The sequence below is a fragment of the Dyella mobilis genome (assembly GCF_016904945.1).
Classification (GTDB): Bacteria; Pseudomonadota; Gammaproteobacteria; order Xanthomonadales; family Rhodanobacteraceae; genus Dyella_B; species Dyella_B mobilis.
In genome coordinates, this window is record NZ_JADIKF010000040.1 from 1,080,297 (window position 1) to 1,100,719 (window position 20,423).

Here is a 20,423-nt window from a genome sequence, read left to right on the forward strand (position 1 = left end):
CCGTTGCAACCAGGGGCGGCCTGGCCGTATCTATGCTGGTATCAAGGAACCCGTCCCTGCATGAGCCCGCACCCGGATCGCCTGCTCGTCGAAGCCGTCCTGGCGAACGCCCCAGGCGCGTTCGAACGCCTGGTGCGCGAATACCAGGCGCTGTGCTGGCACGTCATTTACCGCATGGTCCGCCACCCGGAAGACGCCCGCGACCTGTGCCAGGAAACCTTCCTGCGCGTCCATCAAAGCCTGCATCAATATCGTTATGAAAGCGCACTTAAATCGTGGATCGGGCGCGTGGCGTACACCATTGCCCTGCGTCACCTGGAGCGGAAGCGCATCGCGCTGGCCGATCCGTGCAGCGACGAGGACGTCTTCGCCCTGATCGAGAACACCAGCGACGGTTTCGACCTGGAGACCGCTTACGCCAGCAACGAAATGAGCGCCCGCCTGCACGTGGCCATTGAGGCTCTCCCACCGCTGCAGCGCACCTTGCTGACGCTTTATCATCTGGATGAGCTTTCCATCGACGAGATAGCCGGCATCACCGGTCTGGCGCCCGGCACCATCAAGAGTCACCTGTTTCGTTCACGCCTGCGCCTGCGCGATGCTCTGGCACCGGCGCAAGGAGTTCCCTCATGACTCACGAACGGCAACCACCCTTCAACGATGCGGCCGAGCGGGAATGGGCTTTGCAGGAGCAAGCCGCGCGCGCCGATCGGCTCGGACTGTCACCGCACGGCGACGCAAAGCTGCAAAGCTACCGGGTCGTGGCACGTGCGCTGCGGCAGCCGCTGGATGAAGAACTGCCTGCCGATTTCGCAGCAGAAGTCGCGGCGCAAGTACATCGCACTGCGGACGCGCAGCTCGAACTGTGGCTTAGCGTCGCCCTGCTCGGTTTGCTCGGCGCAATGCTGCTGGGGGTGGTCGTGACATACAGCCAGCTCTGGCTGGCGTTTGCGCGAACACTCACGATGGCCAGCGGACTTTCGAACCCGTGGTTGCTCGCGCTGCTGGCCGGTCTCGCACTGCCGGCCTCGCTCGGCAAATTGTCGCCGCGCAAGTCGGGTTAGCGCGTCGACAACCGATCGGTCCGGCCACGTATCCGGCAATTACATCAACAATTTGCGCACTTTCAGCAGCGCGGCGATAAAGGCATCGACTTCTTCGCGCGTGTTGTAGAACGCCAGCGAGGCGCGCAGCGTGGCGGGCACGCCGTAGAACTGCATCAGCGGATGCGCGCAATGGTGCCCCGAGCGCACGGCAACACCCTCCAGATCCAGCAAGGTCGCCACGTCGGTGGCTTGCGCACCTTCAATGAGGAAGGAGATCACTGGCTCCTTGTCGGCCGCTTCGCCGAAAATGCGCAATCCGGGAATGTCGCGCAGGCGCTCCGTCGCATAGCTCAGCAGTTCGTGCTCCCACGCGCGAATTGCTTCGAAACCCAGTGCCTGGATATAGTCGATCGCTGCGCCCACACCGGCAAAACCCGCGATATTGGGCGTGCCGGCCTCGAATTTGTGCGGCGGTTCGGCAAAGGTGGTTCCGTCGAAACGTACTTCGCGGATCATCTCTCCGCCGCCGAAGAACGGCGGCATCGATTGCAGATGTTCCCGCTTCGCCCACAACGCACCGGTGCCGGTAGGCGCCAGCATCTTGTGCCCGGTGATGGCGTAAAAATCGCAACCCAGCGCCTGCACGTCCACCGGACGATGCGGCATCGCCTGCGAGCCGTCCACCAGCAGCGGAATGCCTCGGCGCCGGCATTCGCGCGCAATCTCGCGCACGGGGTTGACGGTGCCCAGGACATTGGAGACGTGCGCCACGCAGGCCAGCTTCACTTCCGGCGTGAGCAGCTCGAAGAATTTCTCCACGATCAGCTCGCCACGCTGGTCGATCGGCGCGGCCTTGACGATGGCGCCGCTGCGCGCGGCCACCAATTGCCACGGCACGATGTTCGCGTGGTGTTCCATCACGGTGGTGACGATCGCATCGCCCGGCTGCAGGCGCGGCAAGGCATAGCTGTAAGCCACCAGGTTCATGGACTGCGTGGTGCCCGAGGTCAACACCACTTCGTTGCGCGAGCCCGCGTGAATGAAGGCGGCCAGCTTGTCCCGCGCGCCTTCGTAAGCGGCGGTCGCCTCCTCACCCAACTGATGCACCGCACGAGCCACGTTCGCGTTGTGCTCGCGGTAATGGCGATCGACCGCTTCGATCACCTGTGCCGGTTTCTGACTGGTGTTGGCGTTGTCGAAATACACCAGCGGCTTGCCGTGCACCGTGCGCGAAAGCAATGGAAAATCCGCGCGCACGCGCTGGATGTCGAAATCGACGGATGGCTGGCTGGGCTTGGCGTTCATGGCGATAAAAACCTGTCTATGGTTTCAGGGCAGGTGCGCAAGCAGCGCTTCGGAGAAGTGATCGCGCAGCGTTTCGTTCGGCAGGGAGGTAAACACCGCGCGGCAGAACGCCGCCGTCAGCAGCGCACGCGCTTCCGCATACGGCAGTCCGCGCGAACGCAGGTAGAACAGCGCACGCTCGTCGAGCTGACCGACCGTAGCGCCGTGTGCCGCCTTCACCTCGTCGGCGTAAATTTCCAGTTCGGGCTTGGTGTCGATCTCAGCCAGCGAGGACAGCAGCAGGTTCTTGTTGCTGAGGCTGGCATCGGAGCCGTCCGCGCCTTCCGCCACGACGATCGCACCGCGAAACACGCCGCGCGCACGCTCGTCCGCCACGCCCCGCCAGATCGATTCCGACGCGGTATTCAAGGCCTGATGGCGGATCGACAACTGGGTATCGAGATGCTGGCGGCCACGTAATACGAACACGCCACGCGTATCCAGGCGCGCCTGGTCGCCGCGCATTTCGGCATGCAGGTCGTGGCGCACCAGGCCGCCGCCGAGTTCCAGCACGTGCAGGGCGGCCTGCGACCTGGCGCCCAGATGCAGGCTGCCGCGGCGGATCAGCACGCTTTCTTCAGCAGCATTTTGCAGTTGCACGTGCTGCAGGTGGGCGTCGTTTTGCAGCACCAGGTCGGTGACCAGCGTGCCCAGATGCTTGTGCGGGGCGTCGTGGAGATGGTGCTCGACGAGGTCGAGCCTGGCGCCCTCGCCTACTTCGATCACGTTGCGCACGTGCCAAGCCAGGTCGCCCGACGCCGGCACACCCACGAAGCAGAGCTGCACCGGTTTGCTGATCCGCGCACCGGCGGCAACCCGCAGCATCACGCCATCGCCGGCCAGGGCGGTATTGAGCCGGGCAAACGCGTCGCCGGCTTCGCGGTAGCGGCGGCTCAGCGCAAAGCGCAGCGGCTCAGGATCCCGTTCCAGTACCTGCGACAACGGCTGCAGCGTCAGGCCTGCGGGAAGCCCGTCCAGCCGCGACAGATCCGCGCGAAACACGCCATTGACGAACACCAGACGCGGGCCGTCGACACCGGGAAGCCCCAATGCACGTGGATCGAACGCGCGCGTTGCGGCGTCAGGGTCACCCTGCGCAAAGCGGCGCTGGCCCAATGCACGCAAAGCCGTGTACTTCCACGCCTCGGTGCGCGTATCCGGCAGTCCGTCCGCCAGGAACGTTTCCAGGTTTTCGCGCCGCACGGTATCCAGCCACGCCTGCCCGCTGCCAGGCAGGCGCACGCCGGCCGCATCGCGCAGTGCATCGATAAAGGGCAGCGGGGCGGGCGACTGGCTCATGCACGCACCTCGGCGGGATCGCGCTCGGCAACCCAGGCGTAACCGTGTTCTTCCAGCTTCAACGCCAGCGTCTTGTCACCGCTTTCGACAATGCGGCCCTCGGCCAGTACGTGCACGAAATCCGGCTCGATGTAGTCGAGCAGGCGCTGGTAGTGCGTGATGACCAGGAACGAACGATCTGCCGAACGCAGCGCGTTCACGCCTTGCGACACCTGCTTGAGCGCATCGATGTCCAGGCCCGAATCGGTTTCGTCGAGAATGGCCAGCTTCGGCTCCAGCACCGCCATCTGGAATATCTCGTTGCGCTTCTTTTCGCCGCCGGAGAACCCTTCGTTGACGGCGCGGTGCAGCAGCTCGTCGGAGATCTGCATGATCTTCAGCTTTTCGCGCACCAGCTTGAGGAACTGCATGGAATCCAGTTCCGGTTCGCCGCGCTGCTTGCGCTGCGCATTGAGTGCCGCGCGCAAGAAATAGGTATTGTTCACACCCGGGATTTCCACCGGATACTGGAATGCCAGGAAGACACCGGCCGCCGCGCGCTCTTCCGGCTCCAGCGCCAGCAGGTCGCGCCCCTCGAAGATCACCGAGCCTTCGGTCACTTCATAACCGTCGCGCCCGGACAGCACGTTGCCCAGCGTCGACTTGCCGGCACCGTTGGGGCCCATGATGGCGTGCACCTCGCCCGGATTCACGGTAAGGCTGAGCCCCTTGAGAATGTCCTTGCCCTCGACGCGGGCATGCAGGTTTTCGATCTTCAGCATAAAAATGTTCCGTATTCGGCCGCTCGGGCCGGAATGTCTATGAGTTTGCGCAAGTGCCGCCAAGCAAGCCATCCGATGAAAATACGCATCGGCCACGTGCTTTTATCTCGGCATACAGCGAATCAGGCGCGAGATCGATATTGCCAGGCCAGGTCACCGCCCCGGCCTCGACGTAAACCGCTTCGAAAACCGATCTGTCCCGCAAGGCGGCGAACACCCCAGCCGCCTCACTTTCCACCATGGCCGACATATCCACGATACCGTCCGTGCCGTCCCGGAAGCGCACATCCAGCCGATATCCCGTCGTGACTGCCACTTCTACCACGCGCCAAGGCGGGTAGGCGTTCAGTCCAGGGGACTGATGGGGTGCGGAGACTTGCGAGCTGCACATAGGTCCCAGTCCTCTTGAAGTTCGCTGCGATGCATTGAGGCCCACTCGAGCACAAAAGCCATTGCTCGACGGGGAAGCCCACCTTCGATGACTTCCAACGTACGAATGTCTATCAAAGCTTCAGTTTCACCATAGACTGCGTGGAAATGTGGTGGCGCGTGATCGGCGAAATACATTCTTATCAAGATGCCGTAAAAACTGCTGATGGTCGGCATGCTTAACCCACCGCACCTTCCAGCGAAATCTCCAGCAGCTTCTTCGCCTCCACCGCGAACTCCATCGGCAGCTCGCGGAACACCTGCTTGCAGAAGCCGTCGACAATCATCGACACCGCGTCTTCTTCGCCGATGCCGCGTGCACGGCAGTAGAAAAGCTGGTCGTCGGAGATCTTCGAAGTGGTGGCCTCGTGCTCGACGATCGCGCTGGGGTTTTTCACTTCCATATACGGGAAGGTGTGCGCACCGCACTTCTTGCCGATCAGCAAGCTGTCGCACTGGGTGTAGTTGCGCGCACCGTCGGCGCCCTTCTCCACTTTCACCAGGCCGCGATAGCTGTTGGAGCTCTTGCCGGCACTGATGCCCTTGGACACGATCTTGGACTTGGTGCCCTTGCCGATGTGGATCATCTTGGTGCCGGTATCGGCCTGCTGGCGATGGTGCGTAAGCGCGACCGAATAGAACTCGCCCACCGAACGATCGCCGCGCAGCACGCAGCTCGGATACTTCCAGGTGATGGCCGAACCGGTTTCCACCTGGGTCCAAGAAATCTTGGAATCGTCGCCGCGGCAATCGCCACGCTTGGTCACGAAGTTGTAGATGCCGCCGCGGCCTTCTTCGTCGCCCGGGTACCAGTTCTGCACCGTCGAGTATTTGATGTTGGCCTTTTCCAGCGCAACCAGTTCCACCACCGCGGCATGCAGCTGGTTTTCGTCGCGCATGGGCGCGGTGCAGCCTTCCAGGTAAGACACGGTCGCACCGTCTTCGGCGATGATCAGCGTGCGTTCGAACTGGCCGGTATGGCCCGCGTTGATGCGGAAGTACGTGGACAGTTCCATCGGGCAGCGCACGCCCTTGGGAATGAATACGAACGAGCCATCGGAGAACACCGCCGAGTTCAGCGCGGCGAAGTAGTTGTCGCCGGTGGGCACTACGCTGCCGAGGTATTTCTGTACCAGCTCCGGATGTTCCTTGATCGCTTCGCTCATCGAGCAGAAGATCACGCCCACTTCGGCCAGTTCTTTGCGGAAGGTGGTGCCGACGGAGACCGAGTCGAACACCGCATCCACCGCCACGCCGGCGAGCTTGGCGCGCTCGTGCAGCGGAACGCCGAGCTTGTCGTAGGCTTCCAGCAGTTTCGGATCGACTTCGTCGAGCGATTTCGGCTTGTTCTTCGGCGAGGCGTAGTAGCTGATCGCCTGGAAATCGATCGGCGCGATATTGAGCTTGGCCCAATGCGGCGTCGGCATGGTGAGCCAGTGACGGTAGGCTTTCAGACGCCACTCGGTCATCCACTCCGGTTCGTCCTTCAGGGCCGAAAGCTGGCGCACGATATCTTCGGACAGACCCGGCGGCAGGCTGTGCATTTCGATATCGGTAACGAAACCGGCTTCATAGCGACGGCCGAGCGCAGCGGCCACTTCGGCGTTGTCGCGCAACGCAGAAGAGCTGTTGGAGTCGACAGTCGTGCTCTCGATGGTCATGGTGCGGTCCTGCCTTTCAATTCGGTAAGCGCCACGCTGGCGACCGGCGCGTGCGCAGCGGGGCGCAACATGTCGGCCAGGCTCATCGTGCGCAGCGCGTTGTCCAATACGTGGTTGATGCGTTGCCAGCTGCCGCGTACGCCGCATTGCGATTCGCGCTCGCAATGGCCGTCGCTCAGGCTGCACTCGGTCATGCCCAGCGGCCCTTCCATCGCTTCAACGATCTCCGCGAGGCTGATTTCACCGGCCGGTCGCGCCAGGCGATAGCCGCCGTTGACGCCGCGGAAGGAATCGACCAGCCCGGCATGCCCCAGCGACTTCAGCAATTTGCTGACCGTGGGCAGTTCCAGGTGGGTTTCTTCGGCGATCTGCGCCGTACTCAGGACGTCGCCAGGGTGCGCGGCGATGCAGGTCATCACCACGGTGGCGTAATCCGTCAATCGGCTGACACGGAACATGGGGGGAGGCACCGCGCTAATTCAGACTAAAATGGTACAGATTATGCCGGACAGGGTCAATTCAAAGCGCCCGCCAGGCACCGGGCACTTGCACCATCTTGAATCACGGCGCGCACCAGACTGGCCACAAAAGTCGGCCTCTGCCCTCCCGCCATCCCCATGGAACCGCATCAGAACGGCACTTCCGGCGATAGCCAAGGCTATGGCACGCAATCTGCTGTATCGCAACAAAACCGTCCCTTGGGAAACCCCGCGCATGAAATGGATTACCGCGATCATCAAACCCTTCACCCTGGACGACGTGCGCGAAGCGCTCGGCGAAGCCGGCGTGCAGGGCATGACCGTCACCGAGGTCAAAGGCTTTGGCCGCCAGCGTGGGCATACCGAGCTGTATCGCGGCGCGGAGTATGTGGTGGATTTCCTGCCCAAGCTGAAGATCGAACTGGCGGTCAGCGACGAGCAGGCGGACCTGGCGATCGATGCCATCACCAGCGCAGCCCGTACCGGCAAGGTCGGCGACGGCAAGATTTTCGTGAGCGAGCTGGAGCAGGTGATCCGCATCCGCACGCAGGAGGTGGATGCCGATGCGCTTTGACGGCCGGGAAACGGGAAACGGGAAACGGGGAACACACGGCGTTCTGTGTCCGGGCGGGCTCTTTGCGGTACTGCTAGTGAGTCTTGGCGTTGTTTCGCCAGCGTTTGCGCAGACCGCCCCGGCATCCGCGCTCAACAGCGGCGACACCGCCTGGATGATCGTCGCCAGCGCTTTCGTGCTGATGATGACGCTCCCCGGCGTGGCGCTGTTTTATGGCGGCATGGTGCGTGCCAAAAACCTGCTGTCGGTGATGATGCAGTGCCTGGCGATCACCGCGCTGATTACGGTGCTGTGGGTGGCCTACGGCTATTCCCTGGCCTTCAGCACGGAAGGCATGCACGCCGGCGTCACCAACCTGCATTCGTTCATCGGCGGACTGGATCGCGCGATGCTGACGGGACTGACTCCTTCGTCGCTGTACCAGACCGTGCCGGAAAGCGTGTACGTGATGTTCCAGCTCACCTTCGCCATCATCACCCCCGCGCTGATCATCGGTGCGTTCGCCGAGCGCATGAAGTTCAGCGCGATGCTGGTGTTTTCCGGTGCGTGGTTCACCCTGGTGTACCTGCCGATTGCGCACGCAGTGTGGAGCGGACCCGGCTCGCTGCTGGGCGACCTGGGCGTGCTCGATTTCGCGGGCGGCACGGTGGTGCACATCAACGCGGGTATCGCCGGCCTGGTGGCGTGCCTGGTGCTGGGCAAGCGCCGCGGCTATCCGCATACCCACATGCCGCCGCACAATCTGGGCTACACGGTGATCGGCGCGAGCCTGCTGTGGCTGGGCTGGTTCGGCTTCAATGCGGGCTCGGCAATCGCGGCAAACGGCAGCGCCGGCATGGCGATGCTGGTGACGCAGATCGCCACCGCCGCAGCCGCCATCGGCTGGGTCGCGGTGGAATGGATCGCGCACAAGCGCGCCAGTGTGCTGGGCATTGCGTCGGGCGCGGTGGCCGGGCTGGTCGCGGTGACGCCGGCGGCGGGTACGGCCGGCCCCGGCGGCGCGATGATCCTAGGCCTGGCATCGGGCGCGGTGTGCTTCTTCACCGCCACCCGCCTGAAGCACAAGCTCGGCTATGACGACACGCTGGATGTGTTCGGCGTGCATGCCGTTGCGGGCATCGTCGGCGCCTTGCTCACCGGTATTTTTGCCGCGCCCAAGCTGGGCGGTTTCGATGCCGCCGTCACCTCGCCGCTCGCGCAGTTGTGGATCCAGTGCAAGGGCGTGGGCTTCACCATCGCGTGGAGCGCCCTGCTGAGCTGGGGCATCCTGAAACTGATCGACCTGACCATGGGCCTGCGCGTAAGCGCCGAGCAGGAACAGATCGGCCTGGATATCGCCGAGCACGAGGAGCGCGCGTACAACCTGTCGTAAGGCGAGAAAATAATGGGGAGGAGTGAGAACATAGCGGGCAGTCGGAAAATTCCTCCAGCCACTCACTCCTCGCCCCGCATGGATCACTCCCTCGATCGCGCCGCCGCACGCCTGGCCTGGACGCGAAACAGCCTCGGCAACCCCGCGCTCGCGCTGGAACCCGCTTCCTCCGACGCCAGCTTCCGCAGCTACTGGCGCACGCATCACGACGGCCGCAGCTGGATTGTGATGGATTCGCCGCCGGCACAGGAAGATCCGCGCCCGTGGCTGGTCATCGGCGAACGACTCGCCGCAGCCGGCCTGCACGTGCCGGCGGTGTACGACAAGGATCTGGAACGCGGATTCCTGCTGATCGAGGACCTGGGATCGCGCCTCTACCTGCCAGCCTTGAGCGACGCCACCGCAGACGCGTTGTATGGCGATGCGATGAACGCCTTGCTGCGCATGCAGAGCCAGGTGGATCACCGCGACCTGCCGCCTTTCGATCGCGACCTGATGATGCGCGGGCTGGAAATCATGCCCGAATGGTTCCTCGGCCGGCATCTCGGCCACCAGCCCGACGGCGTCGAACAGGGTGTGCTGGAAGCGGCGTTCGAGGCGATTGTGCGCAACGTGCAGGAGCAGCCGCGCTGTTTCGTGCATCGCGACTACCACAGCCGCAATCTGTTGATCGTCGATCGCGACAATCCGGGCATCATCGATTTCCAGGGCGCACTCTCCGGCCCGGTCACCTACGATCTTGCCTCGCTGTTGCGCGACGGCTACATCGCCTGGCCGCGTGAAAAAGTCGAAGCGTGGGTCGAAGCGTATCGGCAGCGGCTCATCGAAGCGCGAGTGATCGACGCGAGTATCGGCCGGGTGCAATTCCTGCGCTGGTTCGATCTCACCGGCCTGCATCGTCACGTACGCGTGCTGGGCCAGTTCTATCGGCTTTGGTATCGCGACGGCAAACCGGGCTACCTCGCCGACGTGCCTCGGGTGTATCACTACGTGGTGTCGGTGGCTCGCAACTATCCGGAACTGGCCGACTTCGTCGCACTGATCGAACGCCGCGCGCAAGGCCGCGATCTCACCAAGGTAGCCCAAGCATGAGGCACGCACTGATCTTCGCTGCCGGCCTGGGCGAACGCATGCGCCCGCTCACCGATCGCATGCCCAAGCCGCTGCTGACGGTACGCGGCAAACCGTTGATTGCCTGGCATCTGGAAAAGCTCGCCGCAATCGGCGTGCACTACGTGGTGATCAACACCTCGCACCTGGCCGATCAGTTTCCCGATGCATTGGGCGACGGCTCGCGCTGGGGCCTGCGCATCCGTTATGCCTACGAGGGCTCGACGCCGCTGGAGACCGGCGGCGGCATGCTCAACGCCCTGCCATTGCTCGGGCCGGAACCGTTTATCGCCATCAGCGGCGACGTGTGGATCGATGCCGACTTCGGCGCACTGCCCAAGGAACCTGCCGGCGTCGCCCATCTGCTGATGGTCGACAATCAGCCGCATCATCCCGACGGGGATTTCGTGCTGGATGCGCAGGGTGTGCTGCATCGCGAAGGCACGCCGCGGCTGACCTATAGCGGCATCGGCGTCTATCGCCGGGAAATTCTCGACCAATGGCCGTCGCTGGCCGGATGCGATCCGGAACAAAAGCCGCCGCGCTTCAAGATCCGGCCGCTGCTGAACGCCGCGATCGATCGCGGCGCCGTGACCGGCAGCCATCATCGCGGTGCCTGGACGGACGTCGGCACGCCCGAGCGGCTGGCTTCGCTCAACCGCTGATTACGCGCATCGACCCTTCAGGGCGCGCCGGGCACCGAAGGTTTTACGACCGATGCGGAGACGTTCAAGATCGACGGCGTCATCACCTGGGGTGCATCGGCCTGCTCCTGCGACATCGCCGCATCCTGCGCCTGCTTGGTCATCATGATGATGCTGATGCGGCGATTGATCGGATCGCTGGGATTGAGCTTGTCGAACGGCACCGATGCCGCCAGCCCTACCACACGCGCGATCTTGTCGCTGACCAGGCCACCGTCAAGCAAGGCACGCCGCGCCGCATTGGCACGATCAGCTGAAAGCTCCCAGTTGCTGTAATTGTGTTCGCTGCTGTAAGGCGCATCGTCGGTGTGGCCGGAGATGCTGACCTCGTTCGGCGCCTGAGCGATGAAACCAGCCAATTCGTGAAGAATGGCCACCGTGTAAGGCTCGAGCGTCGCGCTGCCGGTGTCGAACATTGGCCGGTTCTGCTTGTCGACGATCTGGATGCGCAAACCTTCTGGCGTGATATCCAGCAGCAACTGATCCTTGAATGGCGCCAAGGCCTGACTCTTCTCGATCGCCGCGTGCATCTGTTGCATCAGGCTTTCCAGGCGCTCTTTTTCCTGCTCGCGCGCAAGCTTCTCCACTTCCTGCTGGCTCGGCGCCGCCGAGCGAGAAGCGCGCCGGTCCTTGCCGGGACCGTGCGGCATGTCCATCGCGCCGCCGAGCTTGATCGCACTGTCGCTGGCGCCGCCCGGCCCCATTTTGCCCGGCGGCGCCATGGGTGCATTGCCGGGAGTCATGCTGGGATTCTTGAAATATTCGGAAATCGCGGCGCGCTGCTGCTTGGTGCCTACGCCGATCAGCCACATCACCAGGAAGAACGCCATCATCGCGGTAACAAAGTCGGCATATGCCACCTTCCATGCACCACCATGATGCCCGTGCTTCTGCCGCTTGGGGCGGCGCACGACGATCAACTGACCGGAATCGTGCTCGCTCATGCAGCGGCGCCCGCACGGCTGCCCTTGAGGTGTTCCTCAAAGTCCTGGAAGTTCGGGCGTGCGTGCGGCGACAGCGTCTTGCGCGCAAATTCCACCGACACTTTGGGGTTGTACCCGCGCAGGCTGGCCAGCAAGGCTACCTTGACGCATTCGAACGCCTTGCCATCCTCGTGCACGCGGCTTTCCATCGCCGCACCCAACGGGCCGATAAAGCCATAGCAAAGGAGGATGCCCAGGAACGTGCCGACCAGCGCACCGGCGATGTGTTCGCCGATCAGCGACGTATCGCCTCCCAGCTGCGACATGGTGGTCACGATACCAAGCACGGCGGCAACGATGCCGAAGCCGGGCATGGCATCGGCCATCTTGGTCACGGCCATGGCGGGAGCTTCGGCTTCCTGCTGGTGGGTTTCCAGTTCCACTTCCAACAGCTGTTCCAGCTCGTGCGGATTCATGTTGCCGCCGACCATCAGGCGCAGGCAGTCGGTAATGAATTCGATCAGGTTGTGTTCTTTAATCAGGCGCGGATAGGCGGTGAACAATGAACTCGACTGCGGATCTTCGATGTGCACTTCCAGGCCGAGCAATCCGTTCTTGCGGATCACGCCGAAGATGTCGTACAGCAAGGCGAGCAGATCCACGTAATCCTGCTTGCGGTATTTGGGCCCCTTGAACAGCGCCACGATGTTGTGCATCGATTCCTTCACGATCTTCGGCGAGTTCGCCGAAAGGAAGGCGCCGATGGAGCTGCCGCCGATGATCAACAGCTCATTGGGCTGCCAAAGCGCGAGGATGTGGCCATGCGACAGCACATAGCCGCCAAACACGCAGCAAAGCACAACGAGGGAACCGACGATAACGAGCATGTGGACTCCAGACCAGGAAACAATGTCCTAGTCACGCTTATCGACCGTCCCACACTGAAGTTGAGGAAAAAAATGCCGATGCGCCAGAGCTGCGAACGCGCACGCGTTTTGGGCTGAAAAGTGACGTTTAGCGTCACCCCCAAAAAGCGAAACGGCCCGAATCATCGGGCCGTTTCGTGAAGACGCACGTGAAGAGCGTGAAGCAAGGCTCAAGGCCGGCGCGCGAGCTCCGGATTTTCCTTGGTCACCGGCATCAGGTCCTTCTTGGACACGCCCAGCCACAGCAAGATCGGGCAGGCAACGAAGATCGAAGACAGCGTACCGACCAGAATACCGATCAGCATGGTGATCGCAAAACCGTGCACGGACGGGCCGCCGAAGAAATACAGCGCAGCCATGGCGATGCCGGTGAACAGCGAAGTGATGATGGTTCGCGACAGCGTGCTGTTGATCGAGCGGTTGAGGATTTCTTCCGAGTCGACCTTGCGCGCGGAACGGAACAATTCGCGGATACGGTCGAACACCACCACCTTGTCGTTGATCGAGTAGCCGATCACCGCCAGCACCGAGGCCAGCACCGTCATGTCGAACTCGAGGTGGATCAGCGACACGATGCCCAGCGTGACCAGCACGTCGTGCAATTCGGTGGCCAGTGCGGCGATTGCGAAACGGCGCTCGAAACGAATCCACAGATAAATGCCGATGCCGATGATCACGAAGATCGCCGCCGTCACACCATCGCTGCGCAACTGCTCGCCCACCTGGGCGCTCACGTAGCTGCGGCTGGCGACCTTGGCGTCGGGACGCACGGCCTGCAGCGCCTTGGCGACGTCGCCGGCAATCGCGTCGAGATTGAGCGACGTACCCTGCTGCGTGTAATGCGTGTCGTCCTTGGGCTGGAATCGGATCAACACGCGGCGAGTGCCGCCCACGCTCTGCACGGTGGCGTGCTCGATGCCGCCCTTGTCCAGCGCAACGCGGACGTCTTCGATGGCCACCGGGTTGTCGTAGGAGACTTCGGTGCTGACGCCGCCGGTGAAATCCAACGCATAGTTGAGGCTGCGGGTGGCCAGGACGGCCACCGAGGCGACGATCAGCAGAACCGCCAGGCTAATGGTGAACTTGCGCAGGCCCAGGAAGTGCACATTGCTGTTGTGGTTGAAAATTTCCATGAGGGTCTCCGATTACACCGACAGCGTCTTGAGCTTGCGCCCGTGGTGGATCAGCGCAGTGATCGCGTGGGTGACCGTGACCGAGGTGAACATCGAAGTCAGGATACCGATCAGCAGCGTGACACCGAAGCCCTTGATCGGGCCGGAGCCCATCGTGGTCAGCGCCAGCGCGGCAATGAGGTGGGTGACGTTGGCGTCGAGAATGGTCGCCCAGGCTTTCTCGTAGCCCGCGCGGATCGCCGCCAGCGGCGTGGAGCCGTTGCGCATTTCTTCACGCACGCGCTCGCAGATCAGCACGTTGGCGTCGATCGCCATGCCCAGCGTCAGCACGATACCGGCAATGCCCGGCATGGTCAGGGTCACGCCGATCGCCGACATCACCGCCACCAGGATCACCAGGTTGAAGAACAACGCGATATCCGCCACCAGGCCGAAGAGCTTGTAGTAGATCGCGGCGGCCAGCAGCACCAGACCCAGGCCCAGCAGCACCGCATTCAGGCCCTTCTTGATGTTGTCCTGACCCATGCTGGGGCCGATCACGCCTTCGGAAATGATTTCCATGCGCGCAGCAAGCGAACCGCCCTTGAGCAGCAGCGCCAGTTCCGAGGCTTCCTTCGGGCTGGCAAGACCGGTGGTCTGGAACTTGTTGCTGAAGACGCCGTTGATGTTGGCGTAGTTGATCACCGCGTAGGTGGTCTTGGGCGTGCGCACTTCGGCGCCGTTGACGACTTTGGTTTCCGTGGTGGTTTCCACGTACACCACGGCCATCGGCTTGCCGACGTTGTCGCGGGTGAAGTCGAGCATCTTGGCCGCGCCCGCCGAATTCAGCGTGACGTTCACGCTGGGCGAACCTGACTGCTGGTCGTTGCCGGAGGAGGCATCCACCAGCTCGTCACCGGTGGCGATGATGCTCTTGCTCACCAGGTACGCGATGGATCCTTCGCGGTTGTAGTAAAGATGATCGTCCGGCGGAATGTTTCCGGTGTTGACCGCATCGACCGTTGCCTGGTCGCCGGCCCAGGTGCGGCCGTTGGTGCGCGCCTCGCCCATGCCTGCGACGTATTCCAGCGTGGCGGTGGCGCCGATCACTTTCTTGGCCTCGGCCGGATCCTGCACACCGGCCAGTTCGACCGCGATCTGGTCCTCGCCCTGAGCCTGGATCACCGGCTCGGACACACCCAATGCGTTGATGCGGTTGCTCAAGGTGGCCAGGTTCTGGCGGATTGCGCCGGTGGCCAGGTCGCGCAGCTTGATCGGCTTGATCGAGGCGTTGAGCACGAAACGATTGCCGGTGTTGGCACCGTCCGTGACGGTCAGGTCGGTGAATTCGGTGGCGATGGCATCGCTGGCGGCGGTGCGATCGGCCGAGGAGCCCAGCACCACGTTGACGCCCTGGCCGCGCGTCGGATCGCGCGCCACGGACACAAACGCGATCTTCTTGTTCTTCAGCAGCGAGCTGATGTCCTGGGTATAGCGCGTTTCCTGCTTGTCGATCACGTCGTTCTGATCGACCGCCATCAGGAAGCGCACGCCGCCCTGCAAATCCAGGCCCAGCGGCATCGGACGACCGCCGATCGCGCTGAGCCAGGACGGCACCGTCGACTGCAGGTTGAACGCGGCGGTGTAGTCGTCGCCCAATACCGGCTTCAGCGCATCGGCGGCGGCCTTCTGCTGGTCCTGGTTGGCAAAGCCGATCAGGATCAAGTCGCCGCGACTGGCGTCGTGCTTGAGGCTCGAATCGAGATAGGGGATCTTCGCCGCCTGCAGCGCGGCGGTCACTTTCTGCTGCAAGGCCTGGTCGACGACGGCGCTGTGCGTGGCCGACACCTGCACTGCAGGTTTTGGCACATACAGGTTCGGCAATGCGAACAAGGTGCCGAGCACCAGGACGACGACCACCAGAAGGTATTTCCAGCGAGGAAAATCACTCATGCCTTGCATCCGTAAAATCCGCGGCACCAGGCCGCGGGATAGCGTGAATTGGAGATCGGAAACCTGTCCGCGGCGCGAAGCGCTCAGGACGACTTCAGCGTGCCTTTCGGAAGCACCTGCTGGACCGCATTCTTCTGCACCTTGATCTTCACGTTCGGTGCGATCTCGAGCGTGATGAAGGTGTCGCCCACGTCGTCGACGCGGCCGGCGATGCCGCCGTTGCTGACCACCTCGTCACCCTTGGACAGGTTGGAGACCAGCTGGCGGTGCTCCTTCTGCTGTTTCATCTGCGGACGGATCATCATGAAATACATCAGGCCGAAGGCCACGATCAGCATGACCAGCATGGAAATGCCGCCACCGGCAGCGCCCGGCGCAGCCTGCGCCAGCACGAAATTCGTCGAAAGATTCATCAGCTAGTCCCGCAAGTTATGGCCGCAGCACGTTTTTTTGCCGCGCACCCAATAAAAGACCCCGGATTATGCCATGCCCCCCGGTGCTATGCACGGCAAGCCATACCGCCCCAGGACTGGTTCATGTGGTCCTGGGACAACGATTGCAAGCCAGGGTTTCTACGATTCCCCAGAGCCCTGGCGACGGGCATAGAACTCCGTCACAAAAGCCTCCAGCTTGCCGTCCGCGATTGCTTGGCGCAGCCCCGCCATCAGTTGCTGGTAGTGGTGCAGGTTGTGGATGGTGGCCAGTTGGCTCCCGAGGATTTCGTTGCAGCGATCAAGATGCCGCAGGTAGGCGCGGCTGAAGCCCTGACTGCAGGCGTAGCACCCGCACCCTTCCTCGATCACCCGCGTATCGTTGGCGAACTTGGCGTTGCGGATGCGCAGCGTGCCCTGGGCGGTGAACAGGAAGCCGTTACGCGCATTGCGGGTAGGCATGACGCAGTCGAACATGTCGATGCCGCGCCGCACCGCCTCCACGATGTCTTCCGGCCGCCCCACGCCCATCAGGTAGCGCGGACGGTCCTGCGGCAGCAGCGGCACGGTGAAATCCAGCGTGTGGTTGCGCTCCGCTTCCGGCTCGCCCACCGCCAGGCCGCCCACCGCATAGCCATCGAAGCCGATCTGCACCAGGCCCTCGGCCGAACGGCGGCGCAGGTTTTCATAGACGCTGCCCTGCACGATGCCGAACAGCGCGTTGGGGTTCTTCAGATCGTCGAAAGCACGCCGCGACCGCTCGGCCCAGCGCAAACTCAGCTCCATCGATTCGGACGCGACTTTCTCAGTCGCCGGATACGGGGTGCACTCGTCGAAGATCATCGCGATATCCGAATCCAGCACAGTCTGGATGCGCATCGATTCTTCCGGCGACAGAAACACCTTCGAGCCGTCCACCGGCGAGGCAAAGGTCACCCCTTGCTCGGTGATCTTGCGCTTGTGCGCCAGCGAGAACACCTGGAAGCCGCCGGAATCGGTGAGGATGGGCTTGTCCCAGCCGATGAAGCGATGCAGGCCGCCGAACTCGCCGACGATCTCCAGCCCCGGACGCAGAAACAGGTGAAAAGTGTTGCCGAGAATGATCTCGGCACCCACCTCGCGCAGGTCGCGGGGCGTCATGGCCTTGACCGAACCATAGGTACCCACCGGCATGAACGCCGGGGTTTCCACGGTACCGCGGTCAAACGTAAGGCGGCCGCGGCGCGCGGCGCCGTCGGTGGCCAGAAGATCGAAATGCATGGCAGTCATCCGCCTATTATCGCATTAGAAATGGCCGTCGCTCTCCGGCCAATGCGCCCTGGCAGACTGCGCTTACCCGACCTGCGCCCCCTGGGGCAGGATCAGCATCGCATCCCCGTAGGAGAAGAACCGATAGCGCTGCTTCACCGCGTGCTCATACGCGCCCAGGATGTACTCGCGCCCGGCCAATGCCGATACCAGCATCAGCAACGTCGACTGCGGCAGATGGAAGTTGGTGATCAAGCCGTCGATGCTGGTGATCCGGTAGCCCGGGAAGATGAATATCTGCGTTTCTCCCGCAAACGGACGCAACACGCCCTCCACCGTCGCACTCTCCAATGCACGCACCACCGTGGTACCCACCGCAATCACCCGCCCGCCGGCGCGGCGCGTGCGGTGGATCTGGTCCACCAGCCCCGCGCCGACATTGAGCCATTCGCGATGCATGTGGTGATGCGCCAGGTCTTCGCTGCGCACCGGCTGGAAGGTTCCCGCCCCCACGTGCAAGGTCACGTAGCCGAAATCCACGCCTTTGTCGCGCAATTGCCCCAGCACACCGTCGTCAAAGTGCAAACCGGCGGTGGGCGCCGCAACGGCCCCCGGCTCACGCGCATACACCGTCTGGTAGCGCTCCATGTCGCTGGCATCGGCGTGCCGCGAGATATACGGCGGCAAGGGCATCTCGCCCAGTCTCGCCAGCAGGCGCTCCAGCGGCTCGGGGGATTCGAAACGCAGATGGAAAAAGCTCTCCTCCCGCCCAAGCACGGTGGCCTGGCTGCCGTCGGCGAGCACGATCGCCGTACCCGGCCGAGGCTTTTTGCTCACGCCCAACTGCACGATCGCCTCGTGGGTACCGATGACGCGCTCGATCAGGATTTCCACCGCACCGCCGCTCGGCTTGTGGCCATGCAGGCGCGCCGGCAATACCCGCGTGTCGTTGAACACCAGCAGGTCGCCCGGGCGCAGGAACGCGGGCAATTCGCGGAACATCCGGTCTTGCCAGGTGCGCACGGGCACGTCCAGCAACAGCAGGCGGCTGGCGCTGCGTTGTGCCAGGGGCGCCTGTGCGATCAGCTCGGGCGGCAGGTCGAAGTTGAAATCGGACTTCTTCACAGTGAGTGCTTGGATCGGCAACGGACCATTATCCCGCAAGCGGGCCGGCCTGTCCTTGCCCTCCTCTTGGCCGCGCTTAGAGCCAGCCTTTCTGCCGCGCCAGGCGATAGGCCTCGATGCGATTGCTGGCGCCCAGCTTGCCGATGGCCTCGGAAAGGTAGTTGCGCACCGTGCCGTGCGAAAGATTGAGATGGGCGGCGATATCGGTGGCCGACTGCCCCTCGCCCGCCATGCGCAGCACCTGCCGCTCGCGGTCGTTCAGCGGATCGGCTTCCGACCACGCCTCCAGGGCCAGTTGCGGGTCGATCGAGCGGCCGCCGCGATGCACCGTGCGCAAGGCCTCGGCGAGATTTTCCGCGGGGGCATCCTTCAGCAGATAGCCCGACACGCCCGCATCCAGCGCACGCCGCAGGAAGCCGGGGCGCGCGAAGGTGGTAACGATGATCGCCTTCACCGGCAACTCGTGACGCTGGATGCGCTGCACCAGTTCCAGGCCGGTAATGCCGGGCATTTCGATGTCGGTGACCAACACGTCAGGCTTCAGTCGCTGCACCTCGCGCCAGGCCGCCTCGCCGTCGGCTACGGAACCCAGCACCTCGATATCCGATTCCAGATTGAGCAACGCCGACAGCGCTCCGCGCACCATGGCCTGGTCTTCAGCCAACAACACCCGGATCATGCAGCGCTCCGTGCTGAGTAGCCGCCTTTGGGCGGGGGCGACGCTTGCGTGCCGGCGCCGTCGATTCCAATTTTCGCGGGCGCAGGCAACGGTACCGTGATCAACAAGCGCGTACCGGCGCGCGACGGAGAATCGATTTGCATTTTGCCGCCGATGGCGCGCACCCGCTCGCACATGCCGCTTACGCCGTTGCCATGCGAGGCAAGGCCGCCCTTGCCGTTGTCGCTGATCCGCATCTGAACCTCTTGCTCCGTACGAGTGAACTGCACGCTGGCTTCGGTAGCCGCTGCATGCCGATGAATATTGGTGACCGCCTCGCGGATGATCAGTGCCAGCGCGCGCTCGACATCGAGCGGCAAGGAAGTGGGCAAGGCTCCGAAGTCCAGGCGCACGGCCGAAGATTCCAGCAACAGCCGCGCCGACGCCAGCTCGGCGGCAAGATCAGTGGAACGGATGCCGGTAACCGCTGCGCGCACCTCGGCCAGTGCATGCCGCGCCACGCGTTCGGCCTCTTCCAGCTCGCGCCGCGCGGCATCGGAGTCGCGATCGAACAGCTTGCGCGACAACTCCAGTTTCAAGGTGATCAGCGACAACGTGTGACCCAGCAGGTCGTGCAGGTCGCGCCCGATGCGCTCGCGCTCGGCCGTGGCGGCCAGGCGGCGTACTTCTTCTTGCGAAAGACGAAGCTGCTGGGCTTTTTCTTCGTTGTCGCGCTCGGCGTTGATGATCAGGCTGATGATGATCGTGGTGACGGGTATCCATATCACCCCCTGCCACGCATAGTGCGCAAACCACGCTTCGACCAGCAGGATGGCATTGAGCAGCGCCACCAGCGCGAGGTAGCGGCGGAAATTCATCCGGCAGGTTCGAAGCATGATGCAGCCGAACACGAAATACACCAGGCTGCTGGAGTACCACGGCATCAACACCAGGGCGAGTGCAACGGTGGCGAATGCATACACTTGCGAATGCCGCGACGACGATACGCAGGACTTGGCGTAGAGCAGCAGAAAGACCGGGTAGCTGGCCAGCGTCAGCCAGACCCAGCTCCAGGTGAAATGGTCGAAGATCGGCGCAATGACCACCCACACTGTCCACAGCAGGTGCACGGCGTCGACCCATGGCGACTTGCCCCGGCGCACGTTGCGCGCGGCCTCCGAATCCGGGGCCGGCGCAAACCACTTGCGAATGACGGCTTGCATGGTCATGGCTGTGCTCCCCACACGAGCTCGTTTCCCTCGCGCATC

22 protein-coding genes are annotated in these 20,423 nt (G+C 63.2%); 6 read left to right on the forward strand and 16 right to left on the reverse strand.

Annotated features, from left to right (window positions below):
- The first annotated feature begins 60 nt into the window (after positions 1-60).
- Positions 61-633 carry an RNA polymerase sigma factor gene (locus tag ISS99_RS21280; protein WP_204633600.1) on the forward strand — a complete coding sequence of 191 codons (573 nt, stop codon included), beginning with the start codon at positions 61-63 and terminating at the stop codon, positions 631-633.
- Positions 630-1,064, forward strand: coding sequence for a hypothetical protein (locus ISS99_RS21285; RefSeq protein ID WP_204633601.1), 435 nt, complete (start codon positions 630-632; stop codon positions 1,062-1,064). The genes ISS99_RS21280 and ISS99_RS21285 overlap by 4 nt, the downstream gene beginning before the upstream one ends.
- Before the next feature lie 39 nt (positions 1,065-1,103).
- On the opposite strand, the gene ISS99_RS21290 is transcribed toward ISS99_RS21285, so the two are convergent.
- The 7 genes from ISS99_RS21290 to ISS99_RS21320 are packed head-to-tail and all read right to left on the reverse strand — an operon-like array spanning position 1,104 to position 6,998.
- Positions 1,104-2,351: a cysteine desulfurase gene (locus tag ISS99_RS21290; RefSeq protein WP_204633602.1), complete on the reverse strand. Its 1,248-nt coding sequence runs from the start codon at positions 2,349-2,351 to the stop codon at positions 1,104-1,106.
- A gap of 24 nt (positions 2,352-2,375) precedes the next feature.
- On the reverse strand, positions 2,376-3,689 hold the full coding sequence (sufD, locus tag ISS99_RS21295) for a Fe-S cluster assembly protein SufD (protein WP_204633603.1): 1,314 nt from the start codon (positions 3,687-3,689) through the stop codon (positions 2,376-2,378).
- Positions 3,686-4,450: a Fe-S cluster assembly ATPase SufC gene (gene sufC, locus ISS99_RS21300; protein ID WP_204633604.1), complete on the reverse strand. Its 765-nt coding sequence runs from the start codon at positions 4,448-4,450 to the stop codon at positions 3,686-3,688. Before sufC ends, sufD begins: the two co-directional genes overlap by 4 nt.
- Before the next feature lie 37 nt (positions 4,451-4,487).
- On the reverse strand, positions 4,488-4,766 hold the full coding sequence (locus tag ISS99_RS21305; protein WP_204633605.1) for a DUF2442 domain-containing protein: 279 nt from the start codon (positions 4,764-4,766) through the stop codon (positions 4,488-4,490).
- Positions 4,767-4,795: 29 nt separating this feature from the next.
- Positions 4,796-5,056 carry a DUF4160 domain-containing protein gene (locus tag ISS99_RS21310; RefSeq protein ID WP_204633606.1) on the reverse strand — a complete coding sequence of 87 codons (261 nt, stop codon included), beginning with the start codon at positions 5,054-5,056 and terminating at the stop codon, positions 4,796-4,798.
- A gap of 2 nt (positions 5,057-5,058) precedes the next feature.
- The gene (sufB, locus tag ISS99_RS21315) at positions 5,059-6,540 is read right to left on the reverse strand and encodes a Fe-S cluster assembly protein SufB (protein WP_204633607.1); all 1,482 of its coding nucleotides are present in this window, start codon (positions 6,538-6,540) and stop codon (positions 5,059-5,061) included.
- Complete coding sequence (locus tag ISS99_RS21320; RefSeq protein ID WP_204633608.1) at positions 6,537-6,998, reverse strand: SUF system Fe-S cluster assembly regulator; 462 nt, start codon at positions 6,996-6,998, stop codon at positions 6,537-6,539. The genes sufB and ISS99_RS21320 overlap by 4 nt, the downstream gene beginning before the upstream one ends.
- A gap of 256 nt (positions 6,999-7,254) precedes the next feature.
- Here ISS99_RS21320 and ISS99_RS21325 point away from each other — a divergent pair, with 256 nt between their 5' ends.
- The 4 genes from ISS99_RS21325 (at position 7,255) to murU (ending at position 10,740) form a co-directional block, all read left to right on the forward strand.
- Positions 7,255-7,593, forward strand: coding sequence for a P-II family nitrogen regulator (locus ISS99_RS21325; protein WP_204633609.1), 339 nt, complete (start codon positions 7,255-7,257; stop codon positions 7,591-7,593).
- Entirely contained in the window at positions 7,583-8,965 is a 1,383-nt protein-coding gene (locus tag ISS99_RS21330) for an ammonium transporter (RefSeq protein WP_204634010.1), read from the forward strand. Before ISS99_RS21325 ends, ISS99_RS21330 begins: the two co-directional genes overlap by 11 nt.
- Before the next feature lie 78 nt (positions 8,966-9,043).
- Entirely contained in the window at positions 9,044-10,057 is a 1,014-nt protein-coding gene (locus tag ISS99_RS21335; RefSeq protein ID WP_204633610.1) for an aminoglycoside phosphotransferase family protein, read from the forward strand.
- Positions 10,054-10,740, forward strand: a complete 687-nt coding sequence (gene murU, locus ISS99_RS21340; protein ID WP_204633611.1) for an N-acetylmuramate alpha-1-phosphate uridylyltransferase MurU — start codon at positions 10,054-10,056, stop codon at positions 10,738-10,740. The genes ISS99_RS21335 and murU overlap by 4 nt, the downstream gene beginning before the upstream one ends.
- Positions 10,741-10,757: 17 nt before the next feature.
- Here murU and motB read toward each other — a convergent pair whose 3' ends face one another.
- From motB to ISS99_RS21385, 9 genes are all read right to left on the reverse strand, one after another.
- Complete coding sequence (gene motB / locus ISS99_RS21345; protein WP_204633612.1) at positions 10,758-11,723, reverse strand: flagellar motor protein MotB; 966 nt, start codon at positions 11,721-11,723, stop codon at positions 10,758-10,760.
- Entirely contained in the window at positions 11,720-12,589 is an 870-nt protein-coding gene (motA, locus tag ISS99_RS21350; RefSeq protein WP_204633613.1) for a flagellar motor stator protein MotA, read from the reverse strand. The genes motB and motA overlap by 4 nt, the downstream gene beginning before the upstream one ends.
- 209 nt (positions 12,590-12,798) lie before the next feature.
- Positions 12,799-13,761 carry a protein translocase subunit SecF gene (gene secF / locus ISS99_RS21355; RefSeq protein ID WP_204633614.1) on the reverse strand — a complete coding sequence of 321 codons (963 nt, stop codon included), beginning with the start codon at positions 13,759-13,761 and terminating at the stop codon, positions 12,799-12,801.
- A 12-nt stretch (positions 13,762-13,773) separates the two neighbouring features.
- Positions 13,774-15,693: a protein translocase subunit SecD gene (gene secD / locus ISS99_RS21360; protein ID WP_204633615.1), complete on the reverse strand. Its 1,920-nt coding sequence runs from the start codon at positions 15,691-15,693 to the stop codon at positions 13,774-13,776.
- Between the two features lie 83 nt (positions 15,694-15,776).
- Complete coding sequence (gene yajC, locus ISS99_RS21365) at positions 15,777-16,106, reverse strand: preprotein translocase subunit YajC (protein ID WP_204633616.1); 330 nt, start codon at positions 16,104-16,106, stop codon at positions 15,777-15,779.
- A 159-nt stretch (positions 16,107-16,265) separates the two neighbouring features.
- Positions 16,266-17,393, reverse strand: a complete 1,128-nt coding sequence (gene tgt / locus ISS99_RS21370) for a tRNA guanosine(34) transglycosylase Tgt (protein WP_204633617.1) — start codon at positions 17,391-17,393, stop codon at positions 16,266-16,268.
- A 63-nt stretch (positions 17,394-17,456) separates the two neighbouring features.
- A complete protein-coding gene (queA, locus tag ISS99_RS21375) occupies positions 17,457-18,497 on the reverse strand; it encodes a tRNA preQ1(34) S-adenosylmethionine ribosyltransferase-isomerase QueA (RefSeq protein ID WP_204633618.1) in 1,041 nt (346 codons plus the stop codon).
- Positions 18,498-18,573: 76 nt separating this feature from the next.
- On the reverse strand, positions 18,574-19,176 hold the full coding sequence (locus ISS99_RS21380; protein WP_204633619.1) for a response regulator transcription factor: 603 nt from the start codon (positions 19,174-19,176) through the stop codon (positions 18,574-18,576).
- Positions 19,173-20,384, reverse strand: a complete 1,212-nt coding sequence (locus ISS99_RS21385) for a sensor histidine kinase (protein ID WP_239538278.1) — start codon at positions 20,382-20,384, stop codon at positions 19,173-19,175. The genes ISS99_RS21380 and ISS99_RS21385 overlap by 4 nt, the downstream gene beginning before the upstream one ends.
- Between the last annotated feature and the right edge of the window lie 39 nt (positions 20,385-20,423).

Excerpts from the sequence above, each read along its gene's own strand:
- ISS99_RS21280 (WP_204633600.1), top strand. The coding sequence starts at position 61 with ATGAGCCCGCACCCGGATCGCCTGCTCGTCGAAGCCGTCCTGGCGAAC.
- ISS99_RS21285 (WP_204633601.1), top strand. The coding sequence starts at position 630 with ATGACTCACGAACGGCAACCACCCTTCAACGATGCGGCCGAGCGGGAA.
- ISS99_RS21290 (WP_204633602.1), bottom strand. The coding sequence starts at position 2,351 with ATGAACGCCAAGCCCAGCCAGCCATCCGTCGATTTCGACATCCAGCGC.
- sufD (WP_204633603.1), bottom strand. The coding sequence starts at position 3,689 with ATGAGCCAGTCGCCCGCCCCGCTGCCCTTTATCGATGCACTGCGCGAT.
- sufC (WP_204633604.1), bottom strand. The coding sequence starts at position 4,450 with ATGCTGAAGATCGAAAACCTGCATGCCCGCGTCGAGGGCAAGGACATT.
- ISS99_RS21310 (WP_204633606.1), bottom strand. The coding sequence starts at position 5,056 with ATGCCGACCATCAGCAGTTTTTACGGCATCTTGATAAGAATGTATTTC.
- sufB (WP_204633607.1), bottom strand. The coding sequence starts at position 6,540 with ATGACCATCGAGAGCACGACTGTCGACTCCAACAGCTCTTCTGCGTTG.
- ISS99_RS21320 (WP_204633608.1), bottom strand. The coding sequence starts at position 6,998 with ATGTTCCGTGTCAGCCGATTGACGGATTACGCCACCGTGGTGATGACC.
- ISS99_RS21325 (WP_204633609.1), top strand. The coding sequence starts at position 7,255 with ATGAAATGGATTACCGCGATCATCAAACCCTTCACCCTGGACGACGTG.
- ISS99_RS21330 (WP_204634010.1), top strand. The coding sequence starts at position 7,583 with ATGCGCTTTGACGGCCGGGAAACGGGAAACGGGAAACGGGGAACACAC.
- ISS99_RS21335 (WP_204633610.1), top strand. The coding sequence starts at position 9,044 with ATGGATCACTCCCTCGATCGCGCCGCCGCACGCCTGGCCTGGACGCGA.
- murU (WP_204633611.1), top strand. The coding sequence starts at position 10,054 with ATGAGGCACGCACTGATCTTCGCTGCCGGCCTGGGCGAACGCATGCGC.
- motB (WP_204633612.1), bottom strand. The coding sequence starts at position 11,723 with ATGAGCGAGCACGATTCCGGTCAGTTGATCGTCGTGCGCCGCCCCAAG.
- motA (WP_204633613.1), bottom strand. The coding sequence starts at position 12,589 with ATGCTCGTTATCGTCGGTTCCCTCGTTGTGCTTTGCTGCGTGTTTGGC.
- secF (WP_204633614.1), bottom strand. The coding sequence starts at position 13,761 with ATGGAAATTTTCAACCACAACAGCAATGTGCACTTCCTGGGCCTGCGC.
- secD (WP_204633615.1), bottom strand. The coding sequence starts at position 15,693 with ATGAGTGATTTTCCTCGCTGGAAATACCTTCTGGTGGTCGTCGTCCTG.
- yajC (WP_204633616.1), bottom strand. The coding sequence starts at position 16,106 with ATGAATCTTTCGACGAATTTCGTGCTGGCGCAGGCTGCGCCGGGCGCT.
- tgt (WP_204633617.1), bottom strand. The coding sequence starts at position 17,393 with ATGACTGCCATGCATTTCGATCTTCTGGCCACCGACGGCGCCGCGCGC.
- ISS99_RS21380 (WP_204633619.1), bottom strand. The coding sequence starts at position 19,176 with ATGATCCGGGTGTTGTTGGCTGAAGACCAGGCCATGGTGCGCGGAGCG.
- ISS99_RS21385 (WP_239538278.1), bottom strand. The coding sequence starts at position 20,384 with ATGACCATGCAAGCCGTCATTCGCAAGTGGTTTGCGCCGGCCCCGGAT.